Source organism: Streptomyces sp. NPDC012825, from assembly GCF_042900925.1.
Lineage (GTDB): Bacteria > Actinomycetota > Actinomycetes > Streptomycetales > Streptomycetaceae > Streptomyces.
The window spans coordinates 407,031-421,542 of record NZ_JBIBBZ010000003.1 but is presented as its reverse complement, the minus strand read 5'-3'; the positions used below and the strand labels follow the sequence as shown (position 1 = coordinate 421,542).

The following is a 14,512-nucleotide window of genomic DNA, read 5'->3' as shown; positions in this document are numbered from 1 at the left end:
GTCCGGCGGCACGCGTGAGGCCCCCTCCACGGGTGCGGAGGGGGCCTCACGGGGTTTCGGGAACGGCGGGGCTACTCCCCGCGCTTGGGGCGCCAGACCACCAGCGCGCTCGCCTGCTGCACGTCCTGGTACGGCACGAGGTCGCGCCGGTACGAGGCGTGCACCTGGGCCTCGCGCTGCCGCATCGCCGCCGCCGCGCCGTCCACGGCCGCCGACAGCTCGGCGATCCGGCTCTGGAGCGCCGCGACCTGGTTCTCCAGTTCGATGATGCGCTTGATCCCGGCCAGATTGATGCCCTCGTCCTGCGACAGCTGCTGCACCTGGCGGAGCAGCTCGATGTCACGGGCCGAGTAGCGCCGTCCCCGGCCCGCCGTGCGGTCCGGGGAGACCAGGCCGAGCCGGTCGTACTGACGCAGGGTCTGGGGGTGCAGACCGGAGAGCTGGGCCGCCACCGAGATGACGTACACCGGCGACTCGTCGGTCAGTTCGAACGGATTGCGTCGGCGTCCGTCCACGGGTCACGCTCCCTTCGCGGCCTGGAACAGCTCGGCCCGGGGGTCCTCGGAGGCGGTCGCCTCGCGGTAGGTCTCCAGGGCCTCGCGTGCCTTGTCGTCCAGTTCCTCCGGCACGGCGACCTCGACCGTGACGAGGAGGTCGCCGCGCGTGCCGTCCTTGCGGACCGCGCCCTTGCCCCGGGCGCGCATGGTCCGGCCGTTCGGCGTGCCCGCGGGCAGCTTGAGGGTGACCGCGGGGCCGCCGAGGGTCGGCACCTTGATCTCGCCGCCGAGCGCCGCCTCCGTGAAGGAGACCGGCACCGTGACGGTGAGGTTGTCGTCCTTGCGGCCGAAGACCGGGTGGGCGTCGACGTGCACCACGACGTACAGGTCGCCGTTGGGCCCGCCGCGTTCGCCCGGCGCGCCCTTGCCGCGCAGCCGGATCTTCTGGTCGTCGCTCACGCCGGCCGGGATGCGGACCTGCATGGTGCGCGAGGACTTGGCCCGGCCGCTGCCCTTGCAGACGTCGCAGGGGGTCTCGGCGATGAGGCCGCGCCCCTTGCAGTCCACGCAGGGGTCGGTGAGCGAGAAGCCGCCGCCGCTGCCGCGCGAGACCTGCCCGGTGCCGACGCAGGTCGGGCACACCCGGGGCGTGCCGTTCTTGTCGCCGGTGCCCGAACACGCCGTGCACGGCTGTTGGCTGGACATCCGCAGCGGTACGGTCGCGCCCTCGATGGCCTCGGTGAAGCTGAGCGTCACCTCGGACTCGACGTCCTGACCGCGCCGCGGCTGGGTGCGGGGGCCGCCCCCGCCGCGGTTGAACAGGCCGCCGAAGACGTCCCCGATGCCGCCGCCACCGCCGAAGCCGCCGGCCCCGCCCTGGGCGCCTCCGAAGAGGTCGCCCAGGTCGAAGTTGAACGAGCCGCCGCCCCCGGGGCCGCCGGCCCGGAGGCCGCCGTTCCCGAAGAGCGCGCGGGCCTCGTCGTACTCCTTGCGCCGCTTGGGGTCACCGAGGACGTCGTTCGCCTCGGAGATCTCCTTGAAGCGCTCCTCGGCCCTGGTGTCGCCCTTGTTGGCGTCCGGGTGGTTCTCGCGGGCGAGCTTCCGGTACGCCTTCTTGATCTCGGCCTCGGTGGCGTCCTTGGGGACGCCGAGGACCTTGTAGTAGTCCTTCTCGACGAAGTCCTTCGTGCTCATCGACGTCCCTCCTTCCGGACGATCGTTGCGTCACCCCTCCTCGGGGGCACCGCTCTCCTCGTCGGCCGACTTCTTCTCGTCCTTGGCCGGGGCCGCGCCCGGCTGGGGCTCGGCGACGGCCACGCGCGCGGGCCGGATGGTCCGCTCGCCGATCCGGTACCCGGGCTGCAGGATCGCCACGCAGGTCGTCTCGGTGACGTCCGGCGCGTACGAGTGCATCAGGGCCTCGTGGATCGTCGGGTCGAAGGGCTCGCCCTCCTTGCCGAACTGCTGCAGACCCATCTTGGCGACGACGGTCTCCAGCGATTCGGCCACCGACTTGAACCCGCCCACGAGCTCGCCGTGGTCCCGGGCCCGGCCGACGTCGTCGAGCACGGGGAGGAGCTCGGACAGGAGGCTCGCGACGGCGATCTCCTTGACCGTGACCCGGTCCCGCTCCACGCGGCGGCGGTAGTTCTGGTACTCGGCCTGGAGCCGCTGGAGGTCCGCGGTGCGCTCGTCGAGCGCGGAGCGCACCTGGTCCAGCTGGGCCGTGAGGCCCGCGTCGGAGGCCGGCTTCTGGCTGCTTGCGTCCCCGGCCGGGGCCGTCGTGTCCTCCTGGGCGGAGTCCTCGACGGCCTCGGCGGCGTCGTCAGGGGTGGCGCCGGAGGGGACGTCGGGCTTCTCCTCGAAGCCCGGGGTCTCCTCGGTCACGCCTGGCCACCCTTCTTGGGCTCGTCGTCCACGATCTCGGCGTCGACGACGTCGTCGTCGGCCTTCGCCTGGCCGGCGCCGGCACCGGCGTCGCCGCCTGCGGCCTGCGCGGCCTGGGCGTCGGCGTACAGCGCCTGGCCGAGCTTCTGCGAGACGGCCGCGACCTTCTCGGTGGCGGTGCGGATCTCGGTGGTGTCCTCGCCCTTGAGCTTCTGCTTCAGCTCGGCGACGGCCTCCTCGACCTCGGCCTTGACGTCACCGGGGACCTTGTCCTCGTTGTCCTTGAGGAACTTCTCCGTCTGGTAGACGAGCTGCTCGCCCTGGTTGCGGGACTCGGCGGCCTCGCGGCGGCGGTGGTCCTCCTCCGCGTACTGCTCGGCCTCCTGGCGCATCCGGTCGACCTCGTCCTTCGGCAGCGAGGAGCCGCCGGTGACGGTCATCTTCTGCTCCTTGCCCGTGCCCAGGTCCTTCGCGGTCACGTGCATGATGCCGTTGGCGTCGATGTCGAAGGCGACCTCGATCTGCGGGACGCCGCGCGGGGCCGGCGGGAGGCCGGTCAGCTCGAACATGCCGAGCTTCTTGTTGTACGCCGCGATCTCGCGCTCGCCCTGGTAGACCTGGATCTGCACGGACGGCTGGTTGTCCTCGGCCGTCGTGAAGATCTCGGACCGCTTGGTCGGGATCGTGGTGTTGCGCTCGATGAGCTTGGTCATGATGCCGCCCTTGGTCTCGATGCCGAGGGACAGCGGGGTGACGTCGAGGAGCAGGACGTCCTTGACCTCGCCCTTGAGGACACCGGCCTGGAGGGCGGCGCCGATGGCGACGACCTCGTCCGGGTTCACGCCCTTGTTGGCCTCCCGGCCACCGGTCAGCTCCTTGACCAGCTCGGCGACGGCCGGCATGCGGGTCGAGCCGCCGACGAGGACGACGTGGTCGATCTCGGAGAGGGCGATGCCCGCGTCCTTGATGACGTTGTGGAACGGGACCTTGCAGCGCTCCAGGAGGTCCGAGGTCAGCTGCTGGAACTGGGCGCGCGTGAGCTTCTCGTCCAGGTGCAGCGGGCCCTCGGCGGAGGCCGTGATGTAGGGCAGGTTGATCGTGGTCTCGGTCGAGGACGAGAGCTCGATCTTCGCCTTCTCGGCCGCCTCGCGCAGACGCTGGAGGGCCATCTTGTCCTTGGCCAGGTCCACGCCGTGACCGTTCTGGAACTGGGTCACCAGGTAGTCGACGACGCGCTGGTCCCAGTCGTCGCCACCGAGGTGGTTGTCACCGTTGGTGGCCTTCACCTCGACGACGCCGTCGCCGATCTCCAGGAGGGACACGTCGAAGGTGCCGCCACCGAGGTCGAAGACGAGGATCGTCTGGTCGTCCTTGTCCAGGCCGTAGGCCAGGGCGGCCGCGGTCGGCTCGTTGACGATGCGCAGGACGTTGAGGCCCGCGATCTCACCGGCCTCCTTGGTGGCCTGGCGCTCGGAGTCGTTGAAGTACGCCGGGACGGTGATGACCGCGTCGACGACCTTCTCGCCCAGGTAGGCCTCGGCGTCCCGCTTCAGCTTCTGCAGGATGAAGGCGCTCATCTGCTGCGGGTTGAAGTTCTTGCCGTCGATCTCGATCTTCCAGTCGGTGCCCATGTGGCGCTTGACCGACCGGATGGTCCTGTCGACGTTGGTGACGGCCTGACGCTTGGCCACCTCGCCGACGAGCACCTCGCCGTTCTTCGCGAAGGCGACGACGGACGGCGTGGTCCTGGCGCCCTCGGCGTTGGTGATGACGGTGGGCTCGCCGCCTTCCAGAACGCTGACGACGGAGTTAGTCGTGCCCAGGTCGATGCCGACCGCACGTGCCATTTCGATTCCTCCAGCTGACTGACTTGAGTGGTACTGGCTCAAGGATGCACGACTCCCCCTGTCGAGTCAACAGACCTGAGTCGGATCGACTCAACTCTTCGTCCGCCCATCCGCTCAAAGGGCCGCTCCGGAGGGGTGGCGGAGCGCGTCATTCCCCCTCCCGGAAGGGCGACCCGTGAGAGAGTCCGGGTACCCCTTCCCGGGCAAAGCAGGCATATCCCACGAATATCCCATGATTCTTTCGCGGAAGGATGTGAGGGAATGGCGGTCGGCAGAGGCACGACGGCCAAGCGCGCCTTCGACGTCCTGGGCGGGCTCGCCCTCCTCGCCGTCCTCTCCCCGCTGTTCGCCGCCGTCACCCTCTCGGTCGCGCTCGGCTCACCGGCCCCCGGCCGCGGGGTGCTGCGCCGCCGGACGGTGGCGGGCCTGGCGGGGCGCCCCTTCACGATGCTGACCTTCCGCACCAGGAGCCCGCTGGCCGCGCTGCCCCTGCTGCTGCACGTCGTGGCGGGCCGGATGTCGCTCGTCGGGCCGTGCCCGCTGACCCCGGGCCACCGGGAGTGCGCGGGCGACGGGAGCCGCCGGCTCTCCGTACGGCCGGGGCTCACCGGACCGTGGCAGATCAGCGGACGCTCGGACCTGCCGTGGGAGGAGCGGGAGCTGCTCGACCTCCACTATGTGGACCACCACTGGCTGGGGACGGACCTGCTCGTCCTGGCGCGTACGCTTCCAGCAGTGCGAAGACGCCGTGCGGCGGGCCGCGCGGTGGTGCGCCCGGCGAGGATCGCCTGAACCCGGGCAGGGGCCACTCCGGCTCCGGCGGGAGTCGCTCGCATCCCGGCGGGGGCCGTCCCGGCTCCGGCAGGGGGTCGCCCGAGCTCCGGCAAGGGTTGCCTGAGCGACACAGATCACCGCGAGGGCCCCTGCATCACCGGGCCGCGAACGGGTAATCTCAGCACGGACTAAATAAGTTACCGCTTAGTAGGCTCAGCTCAGGCACTGAGCGGGCCCGCTCGAGGAGCCCGTCATGCAACTCGCCGCGATCATTGTGTCGCTGACGCTGACCGTGGTCGGCGTTGCCCTGCTGGCTCGTGCCATCGGCCAGTTCGTCCGGTACTTCAAGCTCGGCCAGCCCGTCCCGGCCGGGACCCGGACCGACAACCCGTACCAGCGCAGCGTGACCCTGGTCAGGGAGTTCCTCGGCCACACGCGCATGAACCGCTGGGGCGTCGTCGGCTTCGCCCACTGGTTCGTCGCGGTCGGCTTCCTGACCCTGCCGCCCACCCTGGCGCAGGCCTTCGGCCAGCTCTTCCAGGCGGACTGGACGCTGCCGGTGATCGGCGGCTTCCTGCCGTTCGAGCTGTACATCGAGTTCATCGGCGTCATGACGATCCTCGGCATCGCGGCCCTGATCGTGATCCGCCTCCTCAGCCTCCCGGGCCGGGCCGGGCGCAAGTCGCGCTTCGCCGGCTCCAAGGCGGGCCAGGCCTACTTCGTCGAGTACGTCATCCTCACCATCGGCCTGGCGATCTACGTGCTCCGCGGCCTGGAGGGCGCGATCCACCACGTCGAGCACTACGAGGCCGCGTACTTCGCCTCGTACCCGCTCGTCCTGGCCTTCAAGGGCCTGAGCCTCGGGGCGCTCCAGAACCTCATCTACTTCACCGCCATGGTGAAGATCAGCACCTCGTTCATCTGGATGATCGTCGTCTCGCTGAACACCAACATGGGCGTGGCCTGGCACCGCTTCCTGGCCTTCCCGAACATCTGGTTCAAGCGGAAGGCCGACGGCTCCACCGCGCTCGGCGCGCTCCGGCCGATGACCACCGGCGGCAAGGAGATCGACTGGGAGGACCCGGCCGAGGACGCCGTCTTCGGCGTCTCCCAGGTCGAGCAGTTCTCCTGGAAGGGCCTCCTGGACTTCTCCACCTGCACCGAGTGCGGCCGCTGCCAGTCGCAGTGCCCCGCCTGGAACACCGGCAAGCCCCTCTCCCCCAAGCTCCTCATCATGTCGCTGCGCGACCACGCGCACGCCAAGGCGCCGTACCTGCTCGCGGGCGGCGGCAAGACCATGGAGGGCGACGAGAAGGCCACCGAGGAGCAGCTCAAGGACGTCCCGGCGTCGGCCCTGGCCGAGGCCGAGCGCCCGCTGATCGGCACCGTCGAGGAGAACGGCGTCATCGACCCGGACGTCCTGTGGTCCTGCACCACCTGCGGCGCCTGCGTCGAGCAGTGCCCGGTCGACATCGAGCACATCGACCACATCGTCGACATGCGCCGCTACCAGGTGATGATCGAGTCCGCGTTCCCGTCCGAGGCGGGCACGATGCTCAAGAACCTGGAGAAGAAGGGCAACCCCTGGGGCCTGGCGAAGAAGCAGCGCGTCGAGTGGACCAAGGAGGTCGACTTCGAGGTCCCGATCGTCGGCAAGGACGTCGAGGACCTCACCGAGGTCGACTACCTGTACTGGGTCGGCTGCGCGGGCGCCCTCGAGGACCGCGCCAAGAAGACGACGAAGGCCTTCGCCGAGCTGCTCCACATCGCGGGCGTCAAGTTCGCGATCATGGGCGGCGAGGAGAAGTGCACGGGTGACTCCCCCCGCCGCCTGGGCAACGAGCCGCTGTTCCAGCAGCTCGGCCAGGAGAACGTCGCGATGCTGAACATGGCGTTCGGCGAGGACGACGAGGACGAGTCGACGAAGAAGCCGAAGTCGGCGAAGAAGATCGTCTCGACCTGCCCGCACTGCTTCAACACCATCGCCAACGAGTACCCGCAGCTCGGCGGCGACTACGAGGTCATCCACCACACCCAGCTGCTCCAGCACCTCATCGACGAGGGCAAGCTGATCCCGGTGACCCCGGTCGAGGGCCTCATCACCTACCACGACCCGTGCTACCTGGGCCGGCACAACAAGGTCTACACGCCGCCGCGCGAGATCATGTCCGCCGTCCCCGGCCTGCGCCAGCAGGAGATGCACCGCCACAAGGAGCGCGGCTTCTGCTGCGGCGCCGGCGGCGCCCGGATGTGGATGGAGGAGCGGATCGGCAAGCGCATCAACAACGAGCGCGTCGAGGAGGCCCTGTCCCTGAACCCGGACATCGTCTCCACCGCCTGCCCCTTCTGCCTCGTCATGCTGACCGACTCGGTCAACGGCAAGAAGAACGACGGCAAGGCCAAGGAGTCCGTCACGGTCGTGGACGTGGCCCAGCTCCTGCTCGATTCGGTGAAGACCCCGGCCGACCCGGAACCGGCGGAGGAGCCGGCGCCGGAGCCGGAGCCCGCCGCGTAGGCACCCGATCAGCAGAACGGCCGTCCCGCTTCGCGCGGGGCGGCCGTTCCCGTACGTACCGTCCCTTAGGGGATGTCACAGGTCAGCCGCAAAGGAGCGCCCGACCGGCGGAAGCGGGTACGTTCAATGACGTGGCTGGATTCAGGAACGGACGCGGCCGGGACAACCGCCCCCCGCAACGACGACCGCAGCAGGCGCCGTACGGGCACGACGCGGCCCCGCCGCCAGGAGCACGGCAGCAGTGGCCCCAGCAGGACCGGGACCGGGCGCCGTACGGGCAGCAGGGACACGGACAGGGGCACGGACAGGGGCACGGGCACGGGCACGGTCAGCAGCAGCCGTACGGCGAGCCGGAGTACTTCGGCGACCCGTACGGGCAGCAGCAGCACCCGCACGCGGTCACGGCGAACAACCCGGGTCACACGCAGGTGTTCAGCGTGGACGACCCGTACGGCCCGGCCACGCCCCACCACGCCGGCGCGGCTCCCGCCCCCATGGGCCCCCGGCTCCCCTGGAAGGCGCTCCTGAGCGGCATCGTGCTGCGCCCCGCGGACACGTTCCTGCGGACGCGGGACCACGCCGTCTGGGGCCCGGCGCTGATCGTCACCTTCCTCTACGGCCTGCTCGCGATCTTCGGCTTCGACACGGCCCGCGAAGAGGCGATCAACGCGACCCTGTCGACGGCGATCCCGTACGTCCTGATGACCGCCCTCGGCTTCGTCGTCGGCGGACTGATCCTGGGCGCGGTCACCCACACCCTGGCCCGCCAGCTGGGCGGCGACGGGTCCTGGCAGCCGACCGTCGGCCTGTCGATGCTGATCACGTCGATCACGGACGCGCCCCGCCTGGTCTTCGCCCTCTTCCTGGGCGGCGAGAACGGCCTGGTCCAGGTCATCGGCTGGCTGACCTGGCTGGCGGCGGGCGCCCTCCTCACCGTGATGGTGAGCCGCTCGCACGACCTCCCGTGGCCGAAGGCCCTGGGAGCGTCGGCGATCCAGCTGGTGGCGCTGCTGAGCCTGATCAAGCTGGGCACGCTGTAACGCGTACGGAAATGAGGAAAGGCCCCCGCCGACGCCCGGCGGGGGCCTTCTCCACGTCCCGGTGTCTCAGGCGTCGAGAACCTGACCCTCACGCCGTACGACGGGCGGCTCGACGCTCCAGGGGAAGTTGATCCACTCGTCGGTCTTCTTCCACACGTACTCGCACTTCACGAGGGAGTGGGACTTCTCGTAGATGACGGCCGAGCGGACCTCGGCGACGTGGTCGACGCAGAAGTCGTGGACGAGCTTGAGGGTCTTGCCGGTGTCCGCGACGTCGTCGGCGATGAGCACCTTCTTGTCGCTGAAGTCGATCGCGTTGGGGACGGGCGCCAGCATGACCGGCATCTCCAGGGTGGTGCCGACGCCGGTGTAGAACTCCACGTTCACGAGGTGGATGTTCTTGCAGTCCAGGGCGTAGGCCAGGCCGCCGGCGACGAAGACGCCGCCACGGGCGATGGAGAGCACGACGTCGGGCTCGTAGCCGTCGTCGGCGATGGTCTGCGCCAGCTCGCGGACGGCCAGACCGAACCCCTCGTACGTCAGGTTCTCGCGTACTTCACTCATGACTGCGACCGCCTCACACCTGGGTCCGATGGAAGTTCATGTACGAACGGGAGGCCGTCGGCCCCCGCTGGCCCTGGTACCGGGAGCCGTACCGCTCGCTCCCGTACGGGAACTCGGCGGGCGAGCTCAGCCGGAACATGCACAGCTGGCCGATCTTCATCCCCGGCCAGAGCTTGATCGGCAGGGTGGCGAGGTTCGACAGCTCCAGGGTGACGTGCCCGGAGAAACCGGGGTCGATGAACCCGGCGGTCGAGTGCGTCACGAGCCCGAGCCGCCCGAGGGAGCTCTTTCCTTCGAGCCGGGACGCGATGTCGTCCGGGAGGGTGATGACCTCGTAGGTGGAGGCGAGCACGAACTCACCCGGGTGGAGGATGAACGCCTCGTCGCCCTCCGGCTCGACCTCGCGCGTCAGGTCGAGCTGCTCGACGGCGGGGTCGATGTGCGGGTAGCGGTGGTTCTCGAACACCCGGAAGAAGCGGTCAAGCCTCACGTCGATGCTCGAGGGCTGCACCATGGATTCGTCGTACGGGTCGATGCGCACCCGTCCGGCATCGATCTCGGCCCGGATGTCCTTGTCTGAGAGAAGCACGCCCCCACGATACGCAGGGGGCGCGGACCTGCCCCAATCGGCAGGGCACCGCGCCCCGGCGCTCCCGGCCCGGCGGCGGGCCCCCGGCTCAGCGCCGCTCGAGCTCCACCGGCACCGCGTGCCGCAGCCGCGCACACCGCGGACACCGGATGAGCCGCCCGGGCCCGATCCGCCCGGCCCCGAGCTGCTGGAGCGGGAACGAGGCGGTACTGAACACGTGCCCTTCGGCACAACGGACGACGGTGCGCTCCACGGAACCCATCAAGTCGCTTCTCCTGCACATGCGATGGACGAGAAAGCCACCTTAGGCGACCGCGGGCCCCTCCCCGGGACGGCACTCCGCACACACCCGGCGAGAGCGCCGGCTTCGCCTCAACTGACGCATGGGGTACAGTGTGCAACGATGCGGCACCGGTCATCCGGCCGCTGTGCGGATGTAGTTTAATGGTAGAACATGAGCTTCCCAAGCTTATAGCGCGGGTTCGATTCCCGTCATCCGCTCCACAGCAAAGCCCCAGGTCGGAGACCTGGGGCTCGTTTGTCGTCTAGACCTCTCGGAGCTGGCGTGCCATTCGCGTGCCATGAGCGCCCTGACGAGGCATCAGAATGGGGCGCCGCATGGCCACTCGCGGCGACCTGTCGCCGCGGCCGTCCCGGAGACCGGGACCCGCTTCAAGTGACCTGCACCACACGGGTCAGTCGTGCCGGGCAAGCTTGACTGCCGAGACGAGAAGGATCACCGTCAGCACGGGGATGAGGACCGCGTCCGGGAAGACGCCGAGCAGCAGCCCGCCGAGAACCGCGCCGACGATCGACCCTGTGGCCATGGTGATGGTGAAGCGGCGGTTGGCGCCGAGGACCGCGAAACTGCCGTCGCGGCTGTAGCGGGCGAAGGCGACCAGCATGGTCGGCAGGGAGACCAGGAGGGAAAGGCTTCCCGCGGTCTTGACGTCCTCCCCGAAGAGCAACGCAATCGTCGGAATCAGCAGTTCGCCGCCGGCCACGCCCATGATCGCGGCGACCACCCCGATCCCGAACCCGGCCACGACTCCGCACGGCACCTGTGCCCACAGCGGCATCGCGAGCGGGTCCACGGTGGTGGTGTGTGTGAGCACCAGGGCTGCGGCCATGAGCACCATCAACGCGGCGAGGACCTTGTAGAGGGCGGAGGAGCCCATCCGTACCGCCCAGGCGGCCCCGGCCCAGGCGCCCAGCAGGCTGCCGGCCAGCAGGTTGACCACCACCGGCCAGCGCGCGGCGACGTCCGCGGCCGGGACCGCCGCGAGGCGGGCGGGCAGGGCGATCAGAACCACGACCAGGCTCATCGCCTTGTTCAGGATGACGGCCGAGAGCGCGGCGAACCCGAAGAGGCCGATCAGCAGCGGCAGGCGGAACTCCGCGCCGCCCAACCCGATCATCCCGCCAAGAACCCCGATCGCCGCTCCGGCACCGAACACCACGGGTGCCGAGTGCGTCGAGCGGAGGGAGGCAAGGCTCTGGTCGGTGCGCATGACGGGCATCCTCGCCGGTCGCAGACTCGCCCGCTACGGCCCGACCCCACCTTCGGGGAATGCCACCGGATCCCCGACCAGGATTCGTCAGGACATCCGACCGCTGAACTCGAACCCCGGGAGAGTCACAGGGGTGCGGGCCCCGGCACTGGCTGCCGGGGCCGCACCCCTGCGTCACCTCCGCCGAGCCGCTCCAGCGGGAGTCGGGAGCGGCGGAGTGATCACGTGGACGGTGGCGGTCGCATCCGTACCCGGGTGTATCGACGCGCGCTTGCTGCGGACGGTGGCGTCGATGGCGTCGGCGAGCTTGCGCTGGTGCGCCTGGGTGGAGTGCTGGTAGATCAGCTGCGCCCGCTCCGAGGACTGGCCGGCGCGGACCATCAGGTCCTTGAGCTTGGCGCCGGTGTCGGCGGCGAGGGTGTTGCCGGTGTGCCGGAGGTCGTAGAAGCGGAACTCCTTCGCCAGGCCGACCGCGTCGCGGGCCTTGCACCACTTCCGGCCGAAGGCAGTGCCACGGAGAGCGGCGCCCCTCTCCCCTACGAAGACGAGGCCGTCCGGACCGTCCTGGGCGAACCACTCCAGGTGGCGGCGGATGTCGAGGAGGATGAAGCCGGGCAGCATGATCTCCCGTTTGCTCGCTCGGGACTTGGGGTCGCCGATCACCCTGCGCCCGGTGTTCAGCTCCGGAGCGGCCCGCCGCACCCGTACGGATCCCGCGTCGAGTCCGACGTCGGAGCGGCGCAGCTCGGCCGGCTCCTCCGGGCGCATGGAGGCGGAGGCGCCGAGCAGAACCATCAGCCGCCAGCGGATGCCGATGGCCTCGGCGAGCGCGAAGACCTGCTCGACAGTAGCCACGGGCCGCTCGTCGGCGTCCTCGCGGCCGGCCCCGCGGATGAAGCACGGGTTCCGGCGGAGAAGGTCGTCCTCGACGGCCGTCTGCATGATGGCCTTGAGGAGGCGGTACGACTTGGCGGTCGTGGTGGTGCCTGTCGCCTGTCGCCGTTCCGCGCGCCAGGTCCTGACTCTGGCGGGGTTGATGGCGTTGACGTACTGGTCGCCGAAGGCCGGCTCCAGGTGGAGGCGGAGCAGTCGCCGGTACAGCTCCTCGGTGGTGGGCGCGACGCCGCGCTCGTCGATCCAACGCTTGGCGTACTCGGCGAACAGGACCTCGCCGGCGACCGCGTCGAGGTCCGCTCCGCGGGCTCCATCCCGGCCGGCCAGGGCGTCGAGGCCGTCCGCCCCGTCCGTGACGAGATCAAGGTCCTCATCGAGGGCCTCATCGCCGAGATCGACGCGAAGCAGGAGGCGTGACCACAGTGACCGAGCCCACCGCCTCTGGTGACGACGTCCGCGAGGTCATCGTCATAGGGTCCGGCCCCGCCGGGTACACCGCCGCCCTCTACACCGCCCGCGCCCAGCTCAAGCCGCTGCTCTTCGGCAGCTCGATCTTCGTCGGCGGCTCGCCGACCACCACGACCGAGGTCGAGAACTTCCCCGGCTTCCCCACCGGCATCGACGGCCCGGACCTCATGGAGAACATGAGGGCCCCGGCCGAGCGGTTCGGCGCCGAGATGATCGACGACGACATCGTCTCCGTCGACCTCACCGGCGACATCAAGCTCCTCACGGACTCGGAAGGCACCGTCCACCGCGCGAAGACGGTGATCATCGCCACCGGCTCCGGCTACCGCAAGCTCGGCCTCCCGAACGAGGACGAACTCTCCGGTCGCGGCGTTTCCTGGTGCGCCACCTGCGACGGCTTCTTCTTCCGCGACCGCGACATCGTCGTGGTCGGCGGCGGCGACACCGCCATGGAGGAAGCCGCCTTCCTCACCCGCTTCGCCCGCTCCGTGACCGTCGTCCACCGCCGCTCGACCCTGCGCGACGTCCTCACCGGCGCCACCCGCGAGCTCGACGTGACGGGCCTGTTCATCGCCATCGGCCACGACCCGCGCACCGAACTCTTCACCGGCCAGATCGACCTCGACGACGAGGGCTACATCAAGGTGGAGTCCCCCTCCACCCGCACCAACATCCCCGGCGTCTTCGCCGCCGGCGACGTCGCCGACCACACCTGCCGCCAGGCCATCACCGCCGCCAGCGGCTGCCAGGCGGCCCTGGGCACCGAACGCCATCTGGCGGCGCTCGCACACGAGGCCGTGGTGCCGACAACTGTCTGACGCCCGGCGGGGAGGCCGTGCCACAGCGTGCCAGAAGGGACGGTAAAACACGGTCAACAAGGGTGATCAGGGAGCGGCCAAGAAGTCGCTCCCTGCGAGCGTTCCCGCATGTCAGAAGCTGTGCGTACGTCCAAGTGCCGGGTAATTCCCAAGCTTATAGCGCGGGTTCGATTCCCGTCAGCCGCTCGTGAGCGAAGCCCCAGGCCAGCGACCTGGGGTTTCCTCGCGCCTAAACCTCTTGAGGGTCGGGGTCGGTGCCGCAAGTGCCATGCCGAGACGCCGGATTGGACTTCCAACGGTCGCTCGCGGCCGCCGGCCGTCGCACCCGTCCTACCCGTGGCGTGCTGTGTCCCGCAGGCCGGTGCCCTGGGCTCTCGTCGTCCCGGTCGCTCACGTGGTGAGGCCGCTGATCGCGTCACCGACGTACTTCGCGCCGAGGACGACGAGAACGGTGGTCATGATCGCGGCGTTGTGGGCGGTCATCCACGCCTTCCACTCGCCGAGGACCTTCGCGGACCTGGCACCGCCGAAGAGGTAGACGGCGAGCGGGAGGAGGGTGCAGAGGGAGGCGATCAGGACCATCAGGGCGGCCGCGACGGTCTTGCCTCCGGGGGAGGCCGTGCTGGAGGCGATGGAGACGGCGCCGCCGACCGCCAGGACGAGGTTCTTGGGGTTGGCGACGGCCAGGGCGGCGGCGAGGCCGGCGGCCTTGGCGGGGGTGAAGCGGTCGATGGCCTTCATCCAGCCGGGCGGCTCGCTCGTACGGCCTTCCCTGGGACGGTCCTTCCACTGTCTGACGCCCATGAGCAGGAAGAGGACACCGAGAGCGAGTCTGAGCCACAGGGTCCACGTGGCGGGACCTTCGTCGCCCCGGGAGGCATCGGCGCCGGAGCCGGCCAGAACGATCACCGTGACCAGGGCGGCAAGGGACAGGACCCAGCCGGCAGTGAAGGCGAGGCCGTTGCTGCGGCCCTTCGGCGTGGCCAGCATCAGGATGACGGCGATGAGGGGGAGCGGGCTGATCGCGATGCCGACGGCCGAGGCCAGCATCTGGCCGATGGCATCGCCCATGGCACACCTCCAGGACTCGTACGGTTGTTCAAAACTC

Annotated in this window: 13 protein-coding genes and 1 tRNA gene; 5 read left to right on the top strand and 9 right to left on the bottom strand. The window is 69.9% G+C overall.

The window, feature by feature from the left end; translation table 11 throughout:
* Positions 1-71 precede the first annotated feature (71 nt).
* The 4 genes from ACFY7E_RS10515 to dnaK are packed head-to-tail and all read right to left on the bottom strand — an operon-like array spanning position 72 to position 4,231.
* On the bottom strand, positions 72-515 hold the full coding sequence (locus ACFY7E_RS10515) for a heat shock protein transcriptional repressor HspR (protein WP_383438555.1): 444 nt from the start codon (positions 513-515) through the stop codon (positions 72-74).
* Positions 516-518: 3 nt separating this feature from the next.
* On the bottom strand, positions 519-1,691 hold the full coding sequence (gene dnaJ / locus ACFY7E_RS10510; RefSeq protein ID WP_389482929.1) for a molecular chaperone DnaJ: 1,173 nt from the start codon (positions 1,689-1,691) through the stop codon (positions 519-521).
* A 30-nt stretch (positions 1,692-1,721) separates the two neighbouring features.
* Entirely contained in the window at positions 1,722-2,384 is a 663-nt protein-coding gene (gene grpE, locus ACFY7E_RS10505) for a nucleotide exchange factor GrpE (protein WP_383438560.1), read from the bottom strand.
* Positions 2,381-4,231 carry a molecular chaperone DnaK gene (dnaK, locus tag ACFY7E_RS10500; RefSeq protein ID WP_389482926.1) on the bottom strand — a complete coding sequence of 617 codons (1,851 nt, stop codon included), beginning with the start codon at positions 4,229-4,231 and terminating at the stop codon, positions 2,381-2,383. Before dnaK ends, grpE begins: the two co-directional genes overlap by 4 nt.
* A 261-nt stretch (positions 4,232-4,492) precedes the next feature.
* Between dnaK and ACFY7E_RS10495 the strand changes: the two genes are divergently transcribed.
* From ACFY7E_RS10495 to ACFY7E_RS10485, 3 genes are all read left to right on the top strand, one after another.
* On the top strand, positions 4,493-5,023 hold the full coding sequence (locus ACFY7E_RS10495) for a sugar transferase (protein WP_389482923.1): 531 nt from the start codon (positions 4,493-4,495) through the stop codon (positions 5,021-5,023).
* 235 nt (positions 5,024-5,258) lie between these two features.
* A complete protein-coding gene (locus ACFY7E_RS10490; RefSeq protein ID WP_389482921.1) occupies positions 5,259-7,520 on the top strand; it encodes a (Fe-S)-binding protein in 2,262 nt (753 codons plus the stop codon).
* A 131-nt stretch (positions 7,521-7,651) separates the two neighbouring features.
* A complete protein-coding gene (locus ACFY7E_RS10485) occupies positions 7,652-8,560 on the top strand; it encodes a Yip1 family protein (protein ID WP_389482919.1) in 909 nt (302 codons plus the stop codon).
* A 66-nt stretch (positions 8,561-8,626) separates the two neighbouring features.
* On the opposite strand, the gene ACFY7E_RS10480 is transcribed toward ACFY7E_RS10485, so the two are convergent.
* Positions 8,627-9,124, bottom strand: coding sequence for a phosphoribosyltransferase (locus ACFY7E_RS10480; protein ID WP_062754055.1), 498 nt, complete (start codon positions 9,122-9,124; stop codon positions 8,627-8,629).
* A gap of 13 nt (positions 9,125-9,137) precedes the next feature.
* The gene (gene dcd / locus ACFY7E_RS10475) at positions 9,138-9,713 is read right to left on the bottom strand and encodes a dCTP deaminase (protein ID WP_030690788.1); all 576 of its coding nucleotides are present in this window, start codon (positions 9,711-9,713) and stop codon (positions 9,138-9,140) included.
* 430 nt (positions 9,714-10,143) lie between these two features.
* Between dcd and ACFY7E_RS10470 the strand changes: the two genes are divergently transcribed.
* Positions 10,144-10,217, top strand: a tRNA-Gly gene (locus ACFY7E_RS10470).
* A gap of 191 nt (positions 10,218-10,408) precedes the next feature.
* Here the strand turns inward: ACFY7E_RS10470 and ACFY7E_RS10465 are convergent.
* Both ACFY7E_RS10465 and ACFY7E_RS10460 read right to left on the bottom strand, forming a co-directional pair.
* Positions 10,409-11,224 carry a TSUP family transporter gene (locus tag ACFY7E_RS10465; RefSeq protein ID WP_389482915.1) on the bottom strand — a complete coding sequence of 272 codons (816 nt, stop codon included), beginning with the start codon at positions 11,222-11,224 and terminating at the stop codon, positions 10,409-10,411.
* 174 nt (positions 11,225-11,398) lie between these two features.
* Complete coding sequence (locus ACFY7E_RS10460) at positions 11,399-12,541, bottom strand: tyrosine-type recombinase/integrase (protein WP_389483369.1); 1,143 nt, start codon at positions 12,539-12,541, stop codon at positions 11,399-11,401.
* Between ACFY7E_RS10460 and ACFY7E_RS10455 the strand changes: the two genes are divergently transcribed.
* Complete coding sequence (locus ACFY7E_RS10455) at positions 12,541-13,404, top strand: NAD(P)/FAD-dependent oxidoreductase (protein WP_389483367.1); 864 nt, start codon at positions 12,541-12,543, stop codon at positions 13,402-13,404. The genes ACFY7E_RS10460 and ACFY7E_RS10455 overlap by 1 nt on opposite strands.
* A 390-nt stretch (positions 13,405-13,794) precedes the next feature.
* Here ACFY7E_RS10455 and ACFY7E_RS10450 read toward each other — a convergent pair whose 3' ends face one another.
* Complete coding sequence (locus tag ACFY7E_RS10450) at positions 13,795-14,475, bottom strand: GAP family protein (protein WP_389482913.1); 681 nt, start codon at positions 14,473-14,475, stop codon at positions 13,795-13,797.
* Positions 14,476-14,512 lie beyond the last annotated feature (37 nt).

Bases quoted from the DNA above. Each gene is read 5' to 3' on its own strand.
- dnaJ (WP_389482929.1), bottom strand. From the start codon at position 1,691: ATGAGCACGAAGGACTTCGTCGAGAAGGACTACTACAAGGTCCTCGGC.
- dnaK (WP_389482926.1), bottom strand. From the start codon at position 4,231: ATGGCACGTGCGGTCGGCATCGACCTGGGCACGACTAACTCCGTCGTC.
- ACFY7E_RS10495 (WP_389482923.1), top strand. From the start codon at position 4,493: ATGGCGGTCGGCAGAGGCACGACGGCCAAGCGCGCCTTCGACGTCCTG.
- ACFY7E_RS10490 (WP_389482921.1), top strand. From the start codon at position 5,259: ATGCAACTCGCCGCGATCATTGTGTCGCTGACGCTGACCGTGGTCGGC.
- ACFY7E_RS10480 (WP_062754055.1), bottom strand. From the start codon at position 9,124: ATGAGTGAAGTACGCGAGAACCTGACGTACGAGGGGTTCGGTCTGGCC.
- ACFY7E_RS10465 (WP_389482915.1), bottom strand. From the start codon at position 11,224: ATGCGCACCGACCAGAGCCTTGCCTCCCTCCGCTCGACGCACTCGGCA.
- ACFY7E_RS10450 (WP_389482913.1), bottom strand. From the start codon at position 14,475: ATGGGCGATGCCATCGGCCAGATGCTGGCCTCGGCCGTCGGCATCGCG.